Origin of the sequence: Streptomonospora halophila, from assembly GCF_039542725.1 — a bacterium.
Lineage (GTDB): Bacteria > Actinomycetota > Actinomycetes > Streptosporangiales > Streptosporangiaceae > Streptomonospora > Streptomonospora halophila.
The window spans coordinates 161,519-177,331 of sequence record NZ_BAABIK010000010.1; the positions used below are offsets into that span (position 1 = coordinate 161,519).

Consider the following 15,813-nt stretch of genomic DNA (forward strand, 5'->3'; position numbering starts at 1 on the left):
CCGACGCGGCACCCGTACGGCGGTCCCCGGCGGCCCCTCACCCGCCCGGTCGGCGGGCCCGCGGCGTGCGCGCGAAGGCGTGCGCGAAGGCGTGGCCAACATTCTTCACAGCGGCCGTGCCGGCGTACCGAAGGCGCCGCCGCCGCTTGTGGGTTTCGGATCGCGATACGCCGCTGAACGGGGCATCACACCCGGCTCCACACACAACCGACATAGGCCATACGCTGCACAAACACGCGCGTGGACCAAGTTATCCACAGGATGGCCGAATGTCTGTGGATATCGGCCGCACCCCTGTGGACAACCGGCCCGCGCGGGCTCCGCCCGGGGCCCGGTCCCCAGGCGCCGGCGCGAGGCCCGCCGGCGGACCGGCCGCCCGGCGGGGCCGGGGCGGCGGTCGGGGGCACAGCGCCCGCGGCCGCCCGGCCGCGAGCGGTCCCGGGCGGGTTCCCGACCGGATAACGGCGGATCCCGGACGCGCGCTACTCCCGGCAGCGGGTGCCGATCCGGTCCGGCGGGATCAGCTGCGGCGGGCCAGAAGGGCGATACCGGCGATCACGACGGCGGCCAGTCCCACGCCGGTCCAGATCAGGACCGCGGCACCGGTGCCGCCCCCGCTGCCGCCGGCCCCCGCGGCGCCGCCCTGCCCGGCCGTCCCCGGGCCGTCGGAGGCGCCGTCGCCGCCTTCACCGGGCTCCGCTCCGGGAAGCTCCAGCGGCACGCTCCACACCGGGCTGTCCGCGCCCTCCGTGCCCGCGAGCAGGGAGCGCCCGTCGTGGGAGAAGGCCAGGGACTCGCCCTGGTCGGACTCCGGCAGCGGCACCCGGTCCACGACGCGCCCGCCGCCCACGCCGTCTGCGGCGTCGTAGACGGTGGCCGCCCAGTAGGTGCGCACCGCGTAGTAGGCGCCGTCCGGGGAGAAGGAGGCGCCGGTCGCGTACAGCGGCGCCGAGTCGACCCGGGTGAGGGTGTTGGTGGCGTCGGGGTCGAGGTCCTCGGGCGCCGCGTAGACCCCGCCGGCAACCTCCTTGCTCAGGATGTGGATACGGCCGTCGCGGGGGTCGACCATCATGGCCTCGGCGTCGCGGCCGCCGTCCTCGTAGGAGAAGCTGAACGTGGTGGCCGCGATCGCCTGGTCGGCGAGGTCGCGCGGCTCGGGCAGGCGGTAGACGCGGATGCTGGGCCAGCCGCCGTGGAAGTTGTCGCCGATGTCGCCGACGAAGACCGCGGGTTCGCCGTCCTCGCCCGGACCCACCGCGATCGCCTCCCAGTCGCGCGCCTCGACCCCCTCACCGACCACGTCCACGGTCGCCACCGTGCGCCCCTGCTCGTCGACGGCGTAGATCTGCGGCCCGTAGGTTCCGCTGTCGTTGTGCGTCCAGTAAACGCCGTCGTGCCGGCTGGAGGCGGCCAGTCCGCTCGACTCCTGGATGCGCTCGTCGGTGATCCGGAACAGGGGCTCCGCAGCGGGGGAAGTGCTGTCAGCGGACGGCTCCGCGGCCGCCGCGCCGGCCGCGCCGGCGGGCGCCGCCTGCAGCGCCGCGAGCGCGAGCGTCACCGCGACCGCGGCGCTTCTCCTCATGGCCGCAATCCTGCCATTCTCGGCGCGGCGGCATGGCTTGCGACCCTCGCCTTGTGGGCATGCTCCGCATACACACGCGCATGAGCGGAAGGATGACCGAATGCGGCTCATCGCCTGCCTCAACGGGGACCGCCGACCCGGGGCGCATCCCGCGCTGCCCGTCTCACCGGAGCAGATCGTCGCCGACGCGCGCGCGGCGGTGGCCGCCGGAGCCGACGAGGTACACGTCCACCCGCGCGACGGCGGCGGCGCGGAGTCCCTGGAACCCCAGGTGGTCACGCCGCTGCTGCGGCTGCTGCGCGCCGAACTGCCCGACGTGCCCGTCAGCTTCACCACGGCGCTGTCGGCCGAACCCGACCCGGTGCGCCGCTACGACCTCGTCCAGCGCTGGAGCGCGCTGCCCTTCTCCGCGTCGGTGAACCTGCACGAGCCGGGGTCGGTCGAGGTCGCCCGGCTGCTGATCGACCGCCGGGTCGCGGTCGAGGCGGGGGTGTGGACCCCCGACGCCGCGCGCATCCTGGTGGCCTCGGGCCTGGCGGGCGACTTCTCCCGCGTGCTGGTGGAGCCGATGCAGACCACGACCGAGGACGCGCTGCACAACGCCTCGGCGATCGACGCCGTGCTGGACCGGGCCGGCCTGGAGCTTCCGCGACTGCTGCACGGCCGCGACGCCACGGCCTGGCCGGTCCTCGACACAGCGGTCGCCGCGGGCCTCGACGTGCGCATCGGCCTGGAGGACACGCTGCGCGACTCGGAGAACAACGCGGTCGAGGACAACGCCGCCCTGGTGGCGCTGGCGACCGCGCGCATGTCCGCGGCGGCGTAGGGCCGCCGGGCGCGGTCCGCGGGACGCCCGCGGAGGCGGCTGCGGCGCCGACGGGCGCTCGGGCGCATCCCGGCCGCGGGCCCGCGAGCGCGGGGCGCGGTCTCAGCCGATCGCCGCGCCGATCACGACGAGCAGCACGATGCCCGCGAGCACCGTGGGCAGCAGCCAGCGCTGCTTCCGGTTGTTGGTGAGCATGCTCATGGTCGACCGGCCTTACTCGCGTGCCGCCGGGGGCGCTGGTGCCGCGCCCGGCTGTGGTCCCGGCCCGCTCGCCGCGGGCCCCGTCGAAGGGGCGGCACGGGGTGCGCGCCGGGGGATTTTCAGCTTAACGCCCAGGTTGCGAGGGTCTCGTAGCGGGGCCGTGCGGGATGGTGGCTGCGGACGAGGTGGATCGCGTCGACGGTCCAGAACGGCGTGGCCAGCCCGCCCAGGGCGTAGCGCAGCGCCGTCATGTCCGTGGGCGGCCTGCTGGAGGCCAGCGTCAGATGCGGCACGAACGCGCGCCGGTCGAGGCGGACGCCGGACTTTCGGGCGACCTTGCGCAGTCCGGCGGCCAGCGCGGTCATGCCGTCGACGTCGCCCTCCAGGCCGGCCCACAGCACCGACGCCTGTCCGGTGTCGCCGGGGAAGGTGCCCCCGCCGCGGACCGCGACCGACATCCGCTCGTGCCGCGCGGCCTCGGCGGCGAGGCGCTCCTGGAGCGGCGGCACGCCCGGGGCGTCGACGTCGCCCAGGAACAGCACCGTGAAGTGCCATTCCGCGCGGTCCCTCCAGCGCAGTCCCAGCCCCAGCCGCGGCCGCCCGCCGGGGCCGTCCGAGCGCCCGGAGGTGTCGAGCGCGCCCCGGGCGACGGCGAGCCCGTCGGCGGCACTCAGCGCGTCTGCGGCGCGCGCCACCTCGTCCAGGACCTCCTTCGGCGGGTAAACCGCGACGAAGAGCCTCATGCACCACCCCGCATCGTCGTGCCTTGCGATGATCCCGCGTGCGGGAAGCATGCCATCGGCCGCGGTCCGGCGGTAGGGCACAGGGCCCTCCGCCGCGGAAATCCCGCGCCGCGCGGGCGCATCCCGCACACGGGGTCGACGGTCGGCCGCCGGCGGGTCGCGGCGCCCCCGTCAGTCGGCGCCGCCCGCCCGCAGCGCGCCGCCCGTGCGCGCCGGCAGCGCCGTGACCCGCACGAAGGGGCGCCGCAGCGGCGACAGCCGCACCCGCACGCGCAGACTGCGGGCCAGGAGCACCGACACCACGGCGACGACGATCACGCTCACAGCACCGCCGACTCCAAGACTGGCACGGGGACCGAACGCATCGGCGAGGAACCCGACGATCGGCGCTCCGATCGGGGCGACGCCGAGGAACACCAGCATGTAGATGCTCATCACCCGCCCGCGCATCTGCGGGTCGACGCTGAGCTGGAACGTGGAGTTCAGCGAGGTGGTGAAGGTCATGAACGCCACGCCCATGAACACCAGGGACGCGACGAACGCGCCGTAGCCCGGTGCGAGCGCCGACACCCCCTGCAGCACACCGAACGCCAGCGCACCGGTGAGCACGAGGCGCAGCCGGGGCCGCTCGCGACGCGCCGCCAGCAGCGCCCCGGCGAGCGCGCCGACGGCCAGCGCGGCCGCGGCCGTGCCGAAGGCGGCGGCGCCGGTACGGAACTCGTTGTTGGCCATCAGCGCGATCTGGTTCTGCACGTTCGCGCCGAACATCTGCACGAAGACGGTCATAACCAGCAGCAGCACGAGGTCCGGGCGGGCCAGCACATAGCGCACGCCCTCCATTGTCTGGCCCTTGGCGCGCGGCGCGGGCTCGGTGACCTGCAGCTCGCCGGGCCGCATCAGCCACAGGCCGCCCAGCACGGCCAGGAAGGAGGCGGCGTTGATCAGGAACACGGGGCCGCTGCCGATCGCCGAGATCAGCAGTCCGGCGACGGCGGGGCCGGCGACCCGGCCGAACTGGAAGCTGGCGCTGTTGAGCGCGACGGCGTTGGGCAGGTCGCGGTCGCCGACCATCTCGACGACGAAGGTCTGGCGCGCGGGGTTGTCGACCACGGTGACCAGGCCCAGCGCGAAGGCGAAGACGTAGACGTGCCAGACCTCGGCGGCGCCGGCGGCGGCCAGCACGCCCAGCCCGGCGGCGAGGACGCCCATGGCGGCCTGGGTGGCGATCAGCAGGCGGCGCTTGCCCAGCCTGTCGACGAGGGTGCCGCCCCACAGCCCGAACAGCAGCATCGGCAGGAACTGGAGCGCGGTCGCCACGCCCAGGGCGATGCCGCTGCCGCCGCTGAGCTGGAGGACCAGCCAGTCCTGGGCGACGCGCTGCATCCAGGTTCCGCTGTTGGAGACGACCTGGCCGGCGGCGAAGAGCCGGTAGTTGCGGATGGCCAGCGAGCGGAACATGGCGCTGCGCGGCGCACCGCGCTTCCGGGCGGAGCCGGTGTCCGGGGCGCCGGGACCTCCGCTTTCTGGAGGCGCCGCGGCGCGGTCCTCGGTGTCCGGTGCGGCCTGCCGCTCGGGCTCGCTCATCGCGTCCTCGGACGCCGGGCCGGTACCGGCCGGGCCCGTCCCCCCTCGGTCCTCGGTGCGGCTCGGGGGCCGGGAACCGGGCCGGGCTAGGCCTGCGTCAGCCGGTCCATGATCTCGGCCGCCCGGCGCAGGGTGTCCTTCTCCTGCGGGGTCAGCTCCTTGAGGCGCTGGGCCATCCACGCCTGGCGGCGCCGCCGGTCGGCGCGGACCATCTCCCGGCCCTCCTCGGTGAGGTCGACCAGCTGCCTGCGCTGGTCCTCGGGATGCTTGGTGCGCCGCACCAGCCCCCGCTCCTCCAGCGCCGCCACGATCCGGGTCATCGACGGGGGCTGCACCTTCTCGTGCTCGGCGAGCTCCCCCGGGGTCATCTCGCCGTGGCGGGCGAGGGTGAACAGTGCCGCGTTCTGCCCCAGCGACAGGGACGCGTCGAGCCGCTGCGCGCGCAGCCTCCGGGCGAGCCTGCCCACGGTCACGCTCAGCACCGACGCCAGCCCGGCGTCGGTCCTGGTCTGTTGGGACAGCGGAGACTTCTTCATTAGCAGGACTCATTACTTTTGCTAACAATACCGCGCACCGGGGTCATTCCCCCGCTACCCGGGAGGCCACAGCGCCCTATCCGCGAGGGCACACCGGCACCCCTCGCCGTGCACGGATGCACGCCGGCGCGGCGGCGCGCGGCGGCTGCGGGCCCGGTGCCCGCAGCCTATTCGGCCCGCGGCGGGTCACAGACCCAGCAGCGCCTTGATCGGCGCGAGCGCGAAGTACACCGCGAAGGCCGCGGCCACGGTCCACAGCAGCGGATGGATCTCGCGGATGCGCCCCTGGGCCGTCTTGATCACGGTGTAGCTGATGAAGCCGACGCCGATGCCGTTGGCGATGGAGTAGCTGAACGGCATCATCACGATGGTCAGAAACGCCGGGATCCCGATCGAGTAGTCGCTGAACGGGATCTTGGTGACCTGGGTGGCCATCATGAAGCCGACGATGACCAGGACCGGCGTGGCGGCCTCGAACGGCACCAGCTCGACCAGCGGCGAGAACAGCGTCGCCACCAGGAAGAGCGCGCCCGTGACGACCGGCGCGATGCCGGTGCGGGCGCCCTCGCCGACACCGGCCGCGGACTCGGCGAAGACCGTGTTGACCGAGGCCGGCGCGACACCGCCGGCGATCGTGCCCAGCGAGTCGACGATCAGCACCTCGCGGGCGCGCGGGACGTTGCCCTTCTCGTCCAGCAGGCCCGCCTGTCCGGCGACCCCGACCATCGTGCCCATCGTGTCGAAGAAGTCGGCGAGCAGCAGCGTGAAGATCAGCAGGATGACCGCGATCGTCCCGGCGTTGGCGAAGCTGCCGAACAGGTTGAAGTTCCCGATGAGGCTGAAGTCGGGCAGGGAGACGACGTCGCCGAACGACGTGGGCAGCGACGGCACGGTCAGCGACCACCCCTCGGGGTTCACCTCGCCGCCGCCGGCGTCCATGGGCCCGACCTTCGCGAACGCCTCGACGACGATCGCCACGGCTGTGGCCGCGATGATCCCGATCAGCATGGCGCCGCGCACCCGGTTCACGATCAGCGCGATGGTCAAAAGCAGCCCGAGGACGAACACCAGGATCGGCCAGCCCGACAGGGTCCCGTCGCCCAGCTGCACCGGGACGGTGCTGCCGGCGGCGTCGGGCACCCGGCGGATGAAACCCGCGTTGACGAAGCCCACCAGCGCCAGGAACATGCCCACACCCACCGCGATGGCGCTCTTCAGCTCGGGCGGGATGGCCCGGAACACCGCGGTGCGGAACCCGGTCAGCACCAGCAGGAGCAGCACGACGCCTTCGAGGATCAGCACGCCCATGGCGTCGGCCCAGGTCATCTGCGGCGCCAGCGAGTAGGCGACGATGACGTTGAGGCCCATGCCCGCCGCCAGCGCGAACGGGTAGCGGCTGACGACGCCCATCAGGATGGTGATCACACCGCCGACCAGCGCCGTGGTCGCCGCCACCTGCGGGATTCCCAGGGTCTGGCCGTTCATGTCCTCGGCGGTGCCGATGATCAGCGGGTTGAGCACGATGATGTAGGCCATGGCGAAGAACGTCGCCAGGCCGCCGCGGATCTCCCGGGGGAACGTGGAGCCCCGTTCGCGGACGTGGAAGTACCGGTCGAGGCGGCCCGCGAGGCCGCCCGAACGCGCGGCGGCGCGGCCCTCGCCGGGGTGCTGTGGGTTCTGCTTCACTCGCTCGACCTTGGCAGACGGGGATTAAGGGACGAGGTCAGAGTAGTTGCAGGTTCGTACGAATCGGTACATCTCTCTGGGGGCGGTGTTGGGCGGATCATACGAACGGCCGCCCCGGCGGCGCCACCCCCGCCGCACGCTGCGCCCCCGTGTCGCGGCGCGCGAGTTCCGGACGCGCCGATACCGGGCCGCCGCACCCGGGCGCGCGGGCCGCCGTCGACTAGCCTGAAAGCGTGCGCCATCCCCGCAGACCCGATCCGGAGGTCTTGGAGAGCGACTACCGCGTCCCCACGGCCCTCGGCACGGCCGCGTGGACCGCCGCCCTGGTCGTCCTCCTCGCGATGGGCGACGGCCTGGCCGAGCAGGACCGCTGGTGGCGCTGGGTGTGTTTGACCGGGATCGTCTTCGGACTCTTCGGCTACGCCTACATCCCCCGCCACCTGCGCAAGCACGCCGAGTCCGGCCGGTTGCGCGCCGCCGAGGCGGGCGGGGCCGTTGCCGACCGGGGCGCTCCGGCCGACGGGCACGACGCGTCCGAGGACGCCGCGCCCGACGGCGGAGCCGCAGCGCCGGGCGCACCGGCCGCCGGCCCTGCCGACGCCCCGCAGGACGGCGCCCGCGGCAGCAGACGGCACCCGCCTCCGAAGGGGTGAGGCGCGGCGAACGCCCCGAGCCCGCGAACGCACACTCCACGGGCGGCACTCCCTGATAATGGGCGCGTGTCTGATTTGTTTCGCCCGTTTCCGCACGCACTCGCCGATCGGCTCCGCAAGACGCTGATCGACGCCGACTACACCGTCTCCGGCGTGCGCGACCGGCTCGGCGACATGGCCTCGCGGGCGCTCGCCCGCGAGCAGCTGACCCCTGCCCTGCGCGCCACGGGCGGCGAGGAGCGGCTGGGGATACTGCTGCGCCTGTGGTGGCTGCAGGAACCGGTCGCCGCGGGCGCGGCGCGCGCCGTGCTGCCGATCGACGACAAGTCGGATCGTAGCCATGTCGTTCTGTGAGCCAAGGAGTTGACTGCCTGTTTTGTCTTCCTAAGACCGCTTGGCCTCCGACTTGCCCGGGCTTCGTCGTCTCCGACCCCACGGTGCGCCCCGGGCAGGGAGTCCCCCGTCCCGACCACGTCGTCGGCGCCGGCGGCGCGTCCGCGAGCATGGCGCAGCTCCTGGTCGACGGGCCGTTCGAGCGCGCGCTGGACGTCGGCACCGGCTGCGGCGTACAGGCGCTGCACCTGGCCTCCCGGGCCGCCGAGGTGGCGGCCACCGACGTCAACCCGCGGGCGCTGCGCCTGGCCGAGGTCACCTGGGCGCTGTCGGACGTGCCGCACGTGCGCCCTCAGCAGGGGTCCCTCTACGAGCCGGTCGCCGGCGAGCGCTTCGACCTGATCGCGTGCAACCCGCCGTTCGTCATCACCCCCGATGCCCGCTACACCTACCGGGAGTCCGGCCTGGCCGGCGACGGCGTCTGCGCCGAACTGGTCCGCCGCGCCCCGGCCCACCTCACCGACGGCGGCTGGTGCCAGATCCTGGCCAACTGGCTGCACGTCGAGGGCGAGGACTGGCGCGACCGGGTCGGCGAGTGGATGGCCGGCACCGGCTGCTCGGGATGGGTGGTCCAGCGCGACGTGCAGGACCCGGCGGAGTACGTCGAACTGTGGCTGCGCGACTCCTGCGAGGTCGGCAGCCCCGAGTACACCCGGCGCTACGACGCCTGGCTGGACTACTTCGAGCGCGAGGCGGTCCAGGGCATCGGCTACGGCTGGATCAGCCTGCGCAACGACGTCGCCCAGGACGCCGCCGTGCGCCTTGAGGAGTTCCGCCACGAGATCGAGCAGCCGGTGGGGCGCTACCTGCCCGAGGTCGTCGACGGCGCCATGACCGCCAACCGGCTCACCGACGCGGCGCTGCTGTCGGCGCACGTGGCGCTGGCGCCCGAGGTCGTCGAGGAGCGCGTCGGGGTGCCCGGCGCGCCCGACCCCGAGCGCATCCTGCTGCGCCAGCGCGGCGGCCTGCGGCGGGTGGCCCAGGTCGGCACGATCGAGGCGGCGCTGGCCAGCGTGTGCGACGGCACGATGCCGGTTGGGCCGCTGCTGGACGCGATCGCCGAGCTGACCGACCGCGACGCCGCCGAGGTCCGCGCCCGCACGCCCGACGTGCTGCGCTCCCTGATCGCCGAGGGCTTCTTCCGCGTCGCGCGGTAGGCGCCCCCGGCGGCGGGGCCGGCCCGGGGTCAGTCCAGGTCGGCCTCTGCCAGCAGCACCGGCAGGGACCGCGGGTCGCGCAGCACCGACGCGACCAGGTGGCGGGCCTCCCATCGGTCGGCCAGCAGGCACAGCGCGCGGGCCAGGCCGTCGGTGGTCGAGGCGTGGGCGGTCTTGCCGTCGCAGAACCACTCCACGGCGATGCCGTCGACGGTCAGCTCCTCGTGGTGGACATAGGTGAGGACCCCGCCGGGCAGGAACGTTCCGACCTCGTCGGGCACCGGCAGCACCTCGCCCGTCGACTCCACCTGCGCGTCGACCTCCTCGCTGGCCAGCGCCAGGTCGAGCACGTCCGCGAGCGCGACGGCCGAGCGCGCCGGGGCCAGCACCGCGGGGCGCCCGCTCAGCAGCGGCAGCAGGTCGGGCCGGTCGACGACGACCGCGTCCTCGGCGTCGGCGAGCACGATCGCTCCGCCCTGGACCGCGCGGACGCGCTCGGGCGGGGCGACCCGGTCGGCGTCGACGCCGGCCAGCGCCGTCCACAGCTCGCGCAGCGCACGGCGGTCGACGTGGCGGTCGGGGTCGGCCATGCGGTCCAGCAGGTCGTCGGGGCCGTCGGCCTCGGCCAGCAGTCCGGCCAGGTCCGAGCGCACGCCGAGCGCGGCCGCGAGGCCGGCGTCGAGCCCGCTGGGCGCGGGGTCGTAGAGCCCGGCCAGCACGGGGTCGGCGTCGCCGGTGCGCAGGTCGGTGGGGCGCCGCCCGTCGAGTACCGCACCGGTGCGCAGCCACCAGGCGGTGTAGGAGGGGACGTCGACGACCTGTCCGCGTTCGCCCAGGACACGGGCGGGCGCGGTCACCGTCGCGCGCAGCCGCGGGCCCGCCAGCAGCTCCAGCGCCTGCGGCCAGCGGTCCGCGCGCACGAACTCCAGGTCGGCGACGCCGACGAACTCGGCGACCACGGGCGGAAGGTCGGGGCCGCCCATCCGCTCGGCGACCTCCTCGGCCCACTCGTCCAGGCCGTCGAGCCCGTCGAGCCCGGTGCCGTTGCGGGCGTCCTCCAGCGCTGCCCCCAGGGTGAGGTCGGCGGTGCGCACCACCGTGAAGGAGTCGAGAACGCCGACGGCGGCCAGGGTGGTCTCGCCGTGGCGTTCGACGAGGTCGGCGGCGACGGTGCCGAAGGGCGCGTCGTCGGCCAGGATTCCGCGCAGCGGACTGGTGGGCAGCAGCAGCTCGCCGGCGACGGAGTAGCCTCCCTCGTCGTCGCGCAGCGCCAGCTCGGCGAGCCAGGGCGCGTCCTCGGCGGTGGTCTCGCACAGCGCCACCAGATCCAGCACGGGGCCGCAGACGGCCTCGGGATCGTCGGCGTCCAGCGAGTTCTCCACGGCCGCGCGGGTCTGGGGGTCGGCGAGGACCGCCGCCGGCCCGGCCTCGACCGCGCCCAGCCGCTCCAGCAGCGGGTCGGCGGCCTCGGGGTGGACGACGCGCAGGCCCAGCGGGGTCAGCCGCTCGGCTTCGGCGGCGCCGAAGGTGTCGGCCGAGGGCACGAGCAGTCCCCGGGGGCCGCGCACCAGCCGGCCGTCGGCCAGCGGCACCGGCAGCGCGCCGAGCTCACCGATGTCCGCCCCGCTCCGCCCGGCCGTGCGCAGGGCCGCATAGAGGCGCGCCCACCAGGCGGGCTCGCGGTCGAGGTCGCCGAGCACGTCGGCCAGCTCGGCGAGGTCCAGTCGGCGCACCCGCAGCTGGGCCAGCGCCGGGTGGTAGGGGTCGAGGCCGCCGGGCAGCGCCGTGCCGACGACCTCGGAGAGCACGGAGACGACTTCGGGGCCGCCGTCGAGCACCACCGCGTCGCGCGGACGCACCGGCTCGCCGCCGGCGGTGCGCAGGAACGGGGTGTCGGGCAGCGGCTTGGCGGCGGCGGAGCGGAAGCGCCCGTCGAACTCGCCGTAGCCCATCAGCGACCGCGGCACCAGGTCCAGCGCCGCGCGCGGGTCGAGCTCGCAGAGCAGGTCGCAGTAGGCGTCGGCGGACTCGGCGACCAGGGTCTCGGCGGCCGGGCCCGCGGCGACGCGGCGGCGGTCGGGGCCCAGCGGGAAGGTGCCGATGAGCAGCGCGGGCAGCACGAGCGCGTCGTCGGTGGGTGTGGGCGCGTGCACGACGGCGGGGACGTCGTCGGGCAGCGGGGCGGCGGCGCCCTCGGGCGTGAGGGGGACGGCCCAGGTGAGCGTCCACTCCAGCCGCCCGCGCTCCTCGCTGGGCCGGTCCGCCAGCAGAGCGGGGGCGAACCGGCCCGTGCGCGTGAGGGTGCGCCAATGCACGGTGTGCGCCTCGGCGGCCCCGCCGCGGGTCTGCGCGCCGCCGTCGCCCGCGGTCCCGGGTGCGCGGTGCTCCACCCGGGTGACCACGTCCGCGCCGGTCCCGGGCTCGCGGGTGAGGATCCGTTCGCCGGTGTCGGTAAAGACGCGGATCTCGGCGAGGTCGGCCAGCGCGAGCAGCACCGCGGGGGTGGTGGACGCCAGCAGCTCGCGCAGGCGCTCGGCGGACTCCGAGTCGCGCAGGAGCAGGCCGACCTCGGTGTCGTAGCCCTCGGCGGGCCGGGCCTCGGCCGCGAAGGGCAGCCGCAGCAGCGGCAGATGGCCGCCGCGCCGCTCCAGCTCCTCCGCGAGGCCGGGGGCGCGCCCGTCAGCGGTCGCGGCGTCGAGCGCGGGCCGGGCGAGGGCGCGGCTCCAGCGGACGGCGCCCGCGGCGGAGGCGACCGTGATGTCGTCGCTGATGGCGGCGACGGCGGAGAAGCCGACTCCGAAGCGGCCGGTGGAGCCGGGGTCGCCCTCGTCGCGCTTGGCCGAGGCGCGCAGGGTGGACAGCGACTCCACGCCCGCGGCGGTCAGCGGTGCGCCCGTGTTGGCGGCGCTGAACCGGTCGCCGCGCAGCTCCAGCCGCAGCCTGCCGGGCACGCCCGCGCGCCGCGCGGCGTCGGCGGCGTTCTGCGCCAGCTCGACGACGACGCGGTCACGGTAGGCGCCTAGCGCGTAGTCCTCTTCGGCGTTGGCATCCTCCCGGAACCGGGCGGGGGCGTCGGCCCAGCCCTCAAGGACACGCCGCCGCAGTTCGGCGGTGCCGAACGGGTCGGTGGGTGACAGGGCCATGGGGGCTCCTCCCGCATCGGTGCTGAACTACCGTACGCGACCCGGATGTCCATTCTCAGCCGGACGGCGCGGAGGCCCCCTACCCGGCTCCTCACGAGACCCGGCGCCCCGCCGGACGGCCCTATCCCTGCGCCGCCGCGGCCGGGGGCGCGCCCTCCGAGGCCTGGACCAGCACGAAGCCCTGGCCCTCGAAGGAGAGCTGGAACGCCTCGCCGCTGCCGCGCCCGACCAGCGCCCCGGCCTTGGCCGTCCTGCGGACGCCGGTCTTCAGGCTCGACGCCCACGCGACGGCGGACTGGGTGTCGACGAAGGTGGGCTGGTCGACCTGGAGCAGCACCGGTGTGCCGTGGCAGGCGACCGCGATGCGCCCGGTCCCGGTGAACACGGTGTTGAACAGGCCGCCGGCGGTCAGTCCGGCGCCCTCGACGCGCTTGATGTCCCACTCCAGGCCGGCCTCGAAGGCCAGCACGTTCTCCCCGTTGACGGTGAGGGAGTCGCCTTCCAGGTCGATGACGTGGACGTCCCATGCGTCGCGGGCGAAGAAGACGTCCCCGCGCCCGGAGACGGTCATCAGCGGAAGACCCTCGCCGGTCAGCGACTTCTTGAAGAACTTGCCGAGCCCGCCGGAGCCCTTGTAGGCGAAGTCCACATCGCCCTGGTAGGCGACCATCGAGCCCTGGCGGGCGTAGACCTCGCCGTCCAGGCCGACCTTCAGCATCTTGGCGTTCTGCAGCACCATGCCGCGCTGCTGGGACTCGCGGACCTCGTCGAACAGCGGACTGCGCATAGCGGACCCTTCCCGGCCCGAGCCGCGGCGGCGGCCCGGCCTGATCGTGCGGCGCACCGGAGTCGGCGCGACGGGCGGATTCGCGCCCGTACTCCTGGGACGCCGCCGCGCCGCGCACGGTTTCCGGCGGCGGGTCCGCACACGGCCCCGCTCCGCCGGGCGCCGCGCGGAGCGGGCCGACGCGGAGCCCCGAGGGCCGGCCGCCGGTCAGCCGTCGGAGGAGACGAGCTCCAGCTCGCTGGTGTCGTCGAAGACGATGTGGTCGTAGCCCAGCTCGTCGACGACCGGGCGCAGCGGCGCCTCGGCGGGCACGGCGCGCTGCGAGGCCTCGGAGTGCGCGCCGCAGCCGTGGTCCAGGGAGACGACACGGCCGTCGTCGGGGGCGTACTCGTTGGCGCACACGCCGAACATCTGCCGGAACTCGCCGGCCAGCGGGGTCATGAAGCCGCAAGTGGCGCACTGGGCGGGCGCGGCGGCGGCGATGGCGCTGCGCGGGCCGCTCTCGCCGCCGTACCAGCGCTCGGCGGCGGTCTCGCGCCCGGTCTCGGAGAGCACGCGCGGGCGGCCGAGGCCCAGCTCCCAGACCATCTGGCGGTCGAGGCCCTCCTCGCCCAGCTCGTCGTCGGGGACCTGGGCGTAGCCGGGCTTGAGCCGGTCGTCGTCATCCGCACTGGGCAGCAGGTCGCCCACGCCGAGGTCGCCGGGGCGCAGGCGCTCCTTCCAGGGCACCCACTCCGGTGCCAGCAGCGCCTCGGCGCCGGGTAGCAGTACGGCCTCGTTGACGGTCACCTTCTTGGCGCGCGAGGCACGGGCCACGGTGACGGCGTAGCGCCAACCCGAATAGGCGGGGTCGAGGCACGCGAACAGGTGGGTGACGACACGGTCACCCTCGACATAGGCGGAGAGGTGTTCACCGACCCACTCCGGGCGTCCGATCTCGACGGCCGCGGAACGGGCGAGGTCGACCGCTTCGATGCATGCCTTGTCTGGTGCGGGAGAACGGCGGCTAGGGCTCACGTTTCCATTTTCGCTGATTACGGGCACCGGCACGACCAAGATAGCGATCGATAGTCGACCGTTACGCTCATGACGGTCCCGATTGCGGCTGCTCCGCGTACGGGTGTGACGGGATTCACTCTGCACGGCCCCGCCCGCCGGCGCGGCCGGGGCCCGCCGACCGCGCCGCGGGCGCGGCGCGCCGGAGCGGGTCGGCCGGCGCTCACGCCTCCAGGTCGTCGGCGACCTTGCGCAGCACCTGGGCGATCTTGGCGGCCTCGCGGCTCTCGGGATGCTTGCCGCGGCGGTAGGTCCCGGACACCCCGTCGAGGAGCTTGATGAGGTCCTCGACGATGACCACCATCTCGTCGGGCTTCTTGCGTTGGGCCTTGACCACCGAACGCGGCGCGTCCAGCAGCTTGACCTGCAGCGCCTGCGCTCCCTTGCGGCCCTCGACGACGCCGAACTCGACACGCTGGCCGGAATGCAGCGACTCGGTTCCGCTCGGAAGCGCCGACGAGTGCACGAAGACCTCACCGCCGTCGTCGCGGGTGAGGAAGCCGAAACCTTTTTCGCTGTCGTACCACTTGACCTTGCCGGTGGGCACGGGTGACCTCACGCTCTCGCCGTCGGAGTCCAACGAGGACCGGGTGCCGTCGCCCGGCTCCCGATCCTCCCATAGGGGCCTTTTCAGGCTAGTGCCCTGCGTTCCCGGCGGGCGAGCGAATTACCCCTGAAACGCGGGGAACGCACGGGCGCGGAACGCCTCCGCGCCGGGCCGCGGCGCCGGGCCGAGCGGTGCCGCCGAGATGGGAGAGGGGCCCGGATGCGGCTCTCCGGACCCCTCTGTCGGAAGCGCTTGCCGATGCCGCTGGTTGCGGAGTTATGGGACGGGACCCGGCGCCACCGGAACGCCTCCGAGCTGTGGCGGCGAAACGCCGCTCGACGTCCTCGGCCGAGGAACGGCCGACATCCGGACGCACCAGCATCATTACCCGGCACCATGGCCATGACGCGCCGGAAACCGCAGGTCAACCCGGATATTCCGCAGACTTGGCGTACAGCTGACCCGACCCCGGCGCGGCTTGCCCGTTGTTGGCCCGGCCGCGCCTGCGGCGGGCCGCGATCAGCGGTGGGGCAGCCGCAGCGCGAGGTACACGCCGGTGGCCAGGGCGGCCGCACGCAGGCCGATCACACCGGTGTCCGTGAGCGACTTCCAGATGATCTGGTCGACGTAGATGTGGTCGACGCCGCTCTCCCACAGCGCCATGCCCACCAGCGTGGCCAAAAGCGGCAGTCCCAGGCCCGCGGCCTTGTCCAGGCCCGTCCACACCCGGCTCAGCGCGACGATCGCGGCACCGACGAGCCAGGCCGCCGCCAGCGCCCCGACGGCGCCGGCGGCCAGGTAGAGGAGGACGCCCACGGCCTCGCCGGGGTGGCGCCGCAGCGCCGCCGGGAGCCCGGCGAGCGCGTCGGTGCGGCGCCCCGGGGCAGGGGGCGTGCCGCCGCTCGGCCGCGCGCGGGGG

11 protein-coding genes and 1 pseudogene are annotated in these 15,813 nt (G+C 74.5%); 2 read left to right on the forward strand and 10 right to left on the reverse strand.

The genetic code is table 11. The features are described from left to right. Positions 1 to 520: 520 nt before the first annotated feature. Positions 521 to 1,582, reverse strand: coding sequence for a hypothetical protein (locus ABEA15_RS11035; protein WP_345556556.1), 1,062 nt, complete (start codon positions 1,580 to 1,582; stop codon positions 521 to 523). Positions 1,583 to 1,682: 100 nt separating this feature from the next. Between ABEA15_RS11035 and ABEA15_RS11040 the strand changes: the two genes are divergently transcribed. Then, entirely contained in the window at positions 1,683 to 2,408 is a 726-nt protein-coding gene (locus ABEA15_RS11040) for a 3-keto-5-aminohexanoate cleavage protein (protein WP_344142686.1), read from the forward strand. Positions 2,409 to 2,728: 320 nt separating this feature from the next. Here the strand turns inward: ABEA15_RS11040 and thpR are convergent, their stop codons facing one another. From thpR to ABEA15_RS11060, 4 genes are all read right to left on the reverse strand, one after another. Then, the gene (gene thpR / locus ABEA15_RS11045; RefSeq protein ID WP_345556557.1) at positions 2,729 to 3,352 is read right to left on the reverse strand and encodes an RNA 2',3'-cyclic phosphodiesterase; all 624 of its coding nucleotides are present in this window, start codon (positions 3,350 to 3,352) and stop codon (positions 2,729 to 2,731) included. Positions 3,353 to 3,523: 171 nt separating this feature from the next. Next, the gene (locus tag ABEA15_RS11050; RefSeq protein WP_344142837.1) at positions 3,524 to 4,810 is read right to left on the reverse strand and encodes an MFS transporter; all 1,287 of its coding nucleotides are present in this window, start codon (positions 4,808 to 4,810) and stop codon (positions 3,524 to 3,526) included. A gap of 212 nt (positions 4,811 to 5,022) precedes the next feature. Beyond that, complete coding sequence (locus ABEA15_RS11055) at positions 5,023 to 5,472, reverse strand: MarR family winged helix-turn-helix transcriptional regulator (RefSeq protein WP_344142684.1); 450 nt, start codon at positions 5,470 to 5,472, stop codon at positions 5,023 to 5,025. A 186-nt stretch (positions 5,473 to 5,658) separates the two neighbouring features. Further along, positions 5,659 to 7,158, reverse strand: coding sequence for an NCS2 family permease (locus ABEA15_RS11060; RefSeq protein WP_345556558.1), 1,500 nt, complete (start codon positions 7,156 to 7,158; stop codon positions 5,659 to 5,661). A gap of 233 nt (positions 7,159 to 7,391) precedes the next feature. On the opposite strand from ABEA15_RS11060, the gene ABEA15_RS11065 reads away from it, so the two are divergent. Then, a complete protein-coding gene (locus tag ABEA15_RS11065; protein WP_345556559.1) occupies positions 7,392 to 7,811 on the forward strand; it encodes a DUF2530 domain-containing protein in 420 nt (139 codons plus the stop codon). A gap of 1,579 nt (positions 7,812 to 9,390) precedes the next feature. On the opposite strand, the gene ABEA15_RS11075 is transcribed toward ABEA15_RS11065, so the two are convergent. The 5 genes and pseudogenes from ABEA15_RS11075 to ABEA15_RS11095 all read right to left on the reverse strand — a co-directional run. Then, the gene (locus tag ABEA15_RS11075) at positions 9,391 to 12,504 is read right to left on the reverse strand and encodes a sacsin N-terminal ATP-binding-like domain-containing protein (RefSeq protein ID WP_345556560.1); all 3,114 of its coding nucleotides are present in this window, start codon (positions 12,502 to 12,504) and stop codon (positions 9,391 to 9,393) included. 121 nt (positions 12,505 to 12,625) lie between these two features. Beyond that, positions 12,626 to 13,291 (reverse strand): AIM24 family protein, encoded by a 666-nt coding sequence (locus tag ABEA15_RS11080; RefSeq protein ID WP_344142678.1) that lies wholly within the window; start codon positions 13,289 to 13,291, stop codon positions 12,626 to 12,628. Between the two features lie 207 nt (positions 13,292 to 13,498). Then, positions 13,499 to 14,308 (reverse strand): DUF3027 domain-containing protein, encoded by an 810-nt coding sequence (locus ABEA15_RS11085; RefSeq protein ID WP_344142677.1) that lies wholly within the window; start codon positions 14,306 to 14,308, stop codon positions 13,499 to 13,501. A 202-nt stretch (positions 14,309 to 14,510) separates the two neighbouring features. Beyond that, positions 14,511 to 14,894 carry a cold-shock protein gene (locus tag ABEA15_RS11090; protein ID WP_344142835.1) on the reverse strand — a complete coding sequence of 128 codons (384 nt, stop codon included), beginning with the start codon at positions 14,892 to 14,894 and terminating at the stop codon, positions 14,511 to 14,513. A 519-nt stretch (positions 14,895 to 15,413) separates the two neighbouring features. Continuing rightward, positions 15,414 to 15,813: pseudogene (locus tag ABEA15_RS11095) on the reverse strand (hypothetical protein); the annotation flags it as partial.

Excerpts from the sequence above, each read along its gene's own strand:
- ABEA15_RS11035 (WP_345556556.1), bottom strand. The coding sequence starts at position 1,582 with ATGAGGAGAAGCGCCGCGGTCGCGGTGACGCTCGCGCTCGCGGCGCTG.
- ABEA15_RS11040 (WP_344142686.1), top strand. The coding sequence starts at position 1,683 with ATGCGGCTCATCGCCTGCCTCAACGGGGACCGCCGACCCGGGGCGCAT.
- thpR (WP_345556557.1), bottom strand. The coding sequence starts at position 3,352 with ATGAGGCTCTTCGTCGCGGTTTACCCGCCGAAGGAGGTCCTGGACGAG.
- ABEA15_RS11050 (WP_344142837.1), bottom strand. The coding sequence starts at position 4,810 with ATGTTCCGCTCGCTGGCCATCCGCAACTACCGGCTCTTCGCCGCCGGC.
- ABEA15_RS11055 (WP_344142684.1), bottom strand. The coding sequence starts at position 5,472 with ATGAAGAAGTCTCCGCTGTCCCAACAGACCAGGACCGACGCCGGGCTG.
- ABEA15_RS11075 (WP_345556560.1), bottom strand. The coding sequence starts at position 12,504 with ATGGCCCTGTCACCCACCGACCCGTTCGGCACCGCCGAACTGCGGCGG.
- ABEA15_RS11080 (WP_344142678.1), bottom strand. The coding sequence starts at position 13,291 with ATGCGCAGTCCGCTGTTCGACGAGGTCCGCGAGTCCCAGCAGCGCGGC.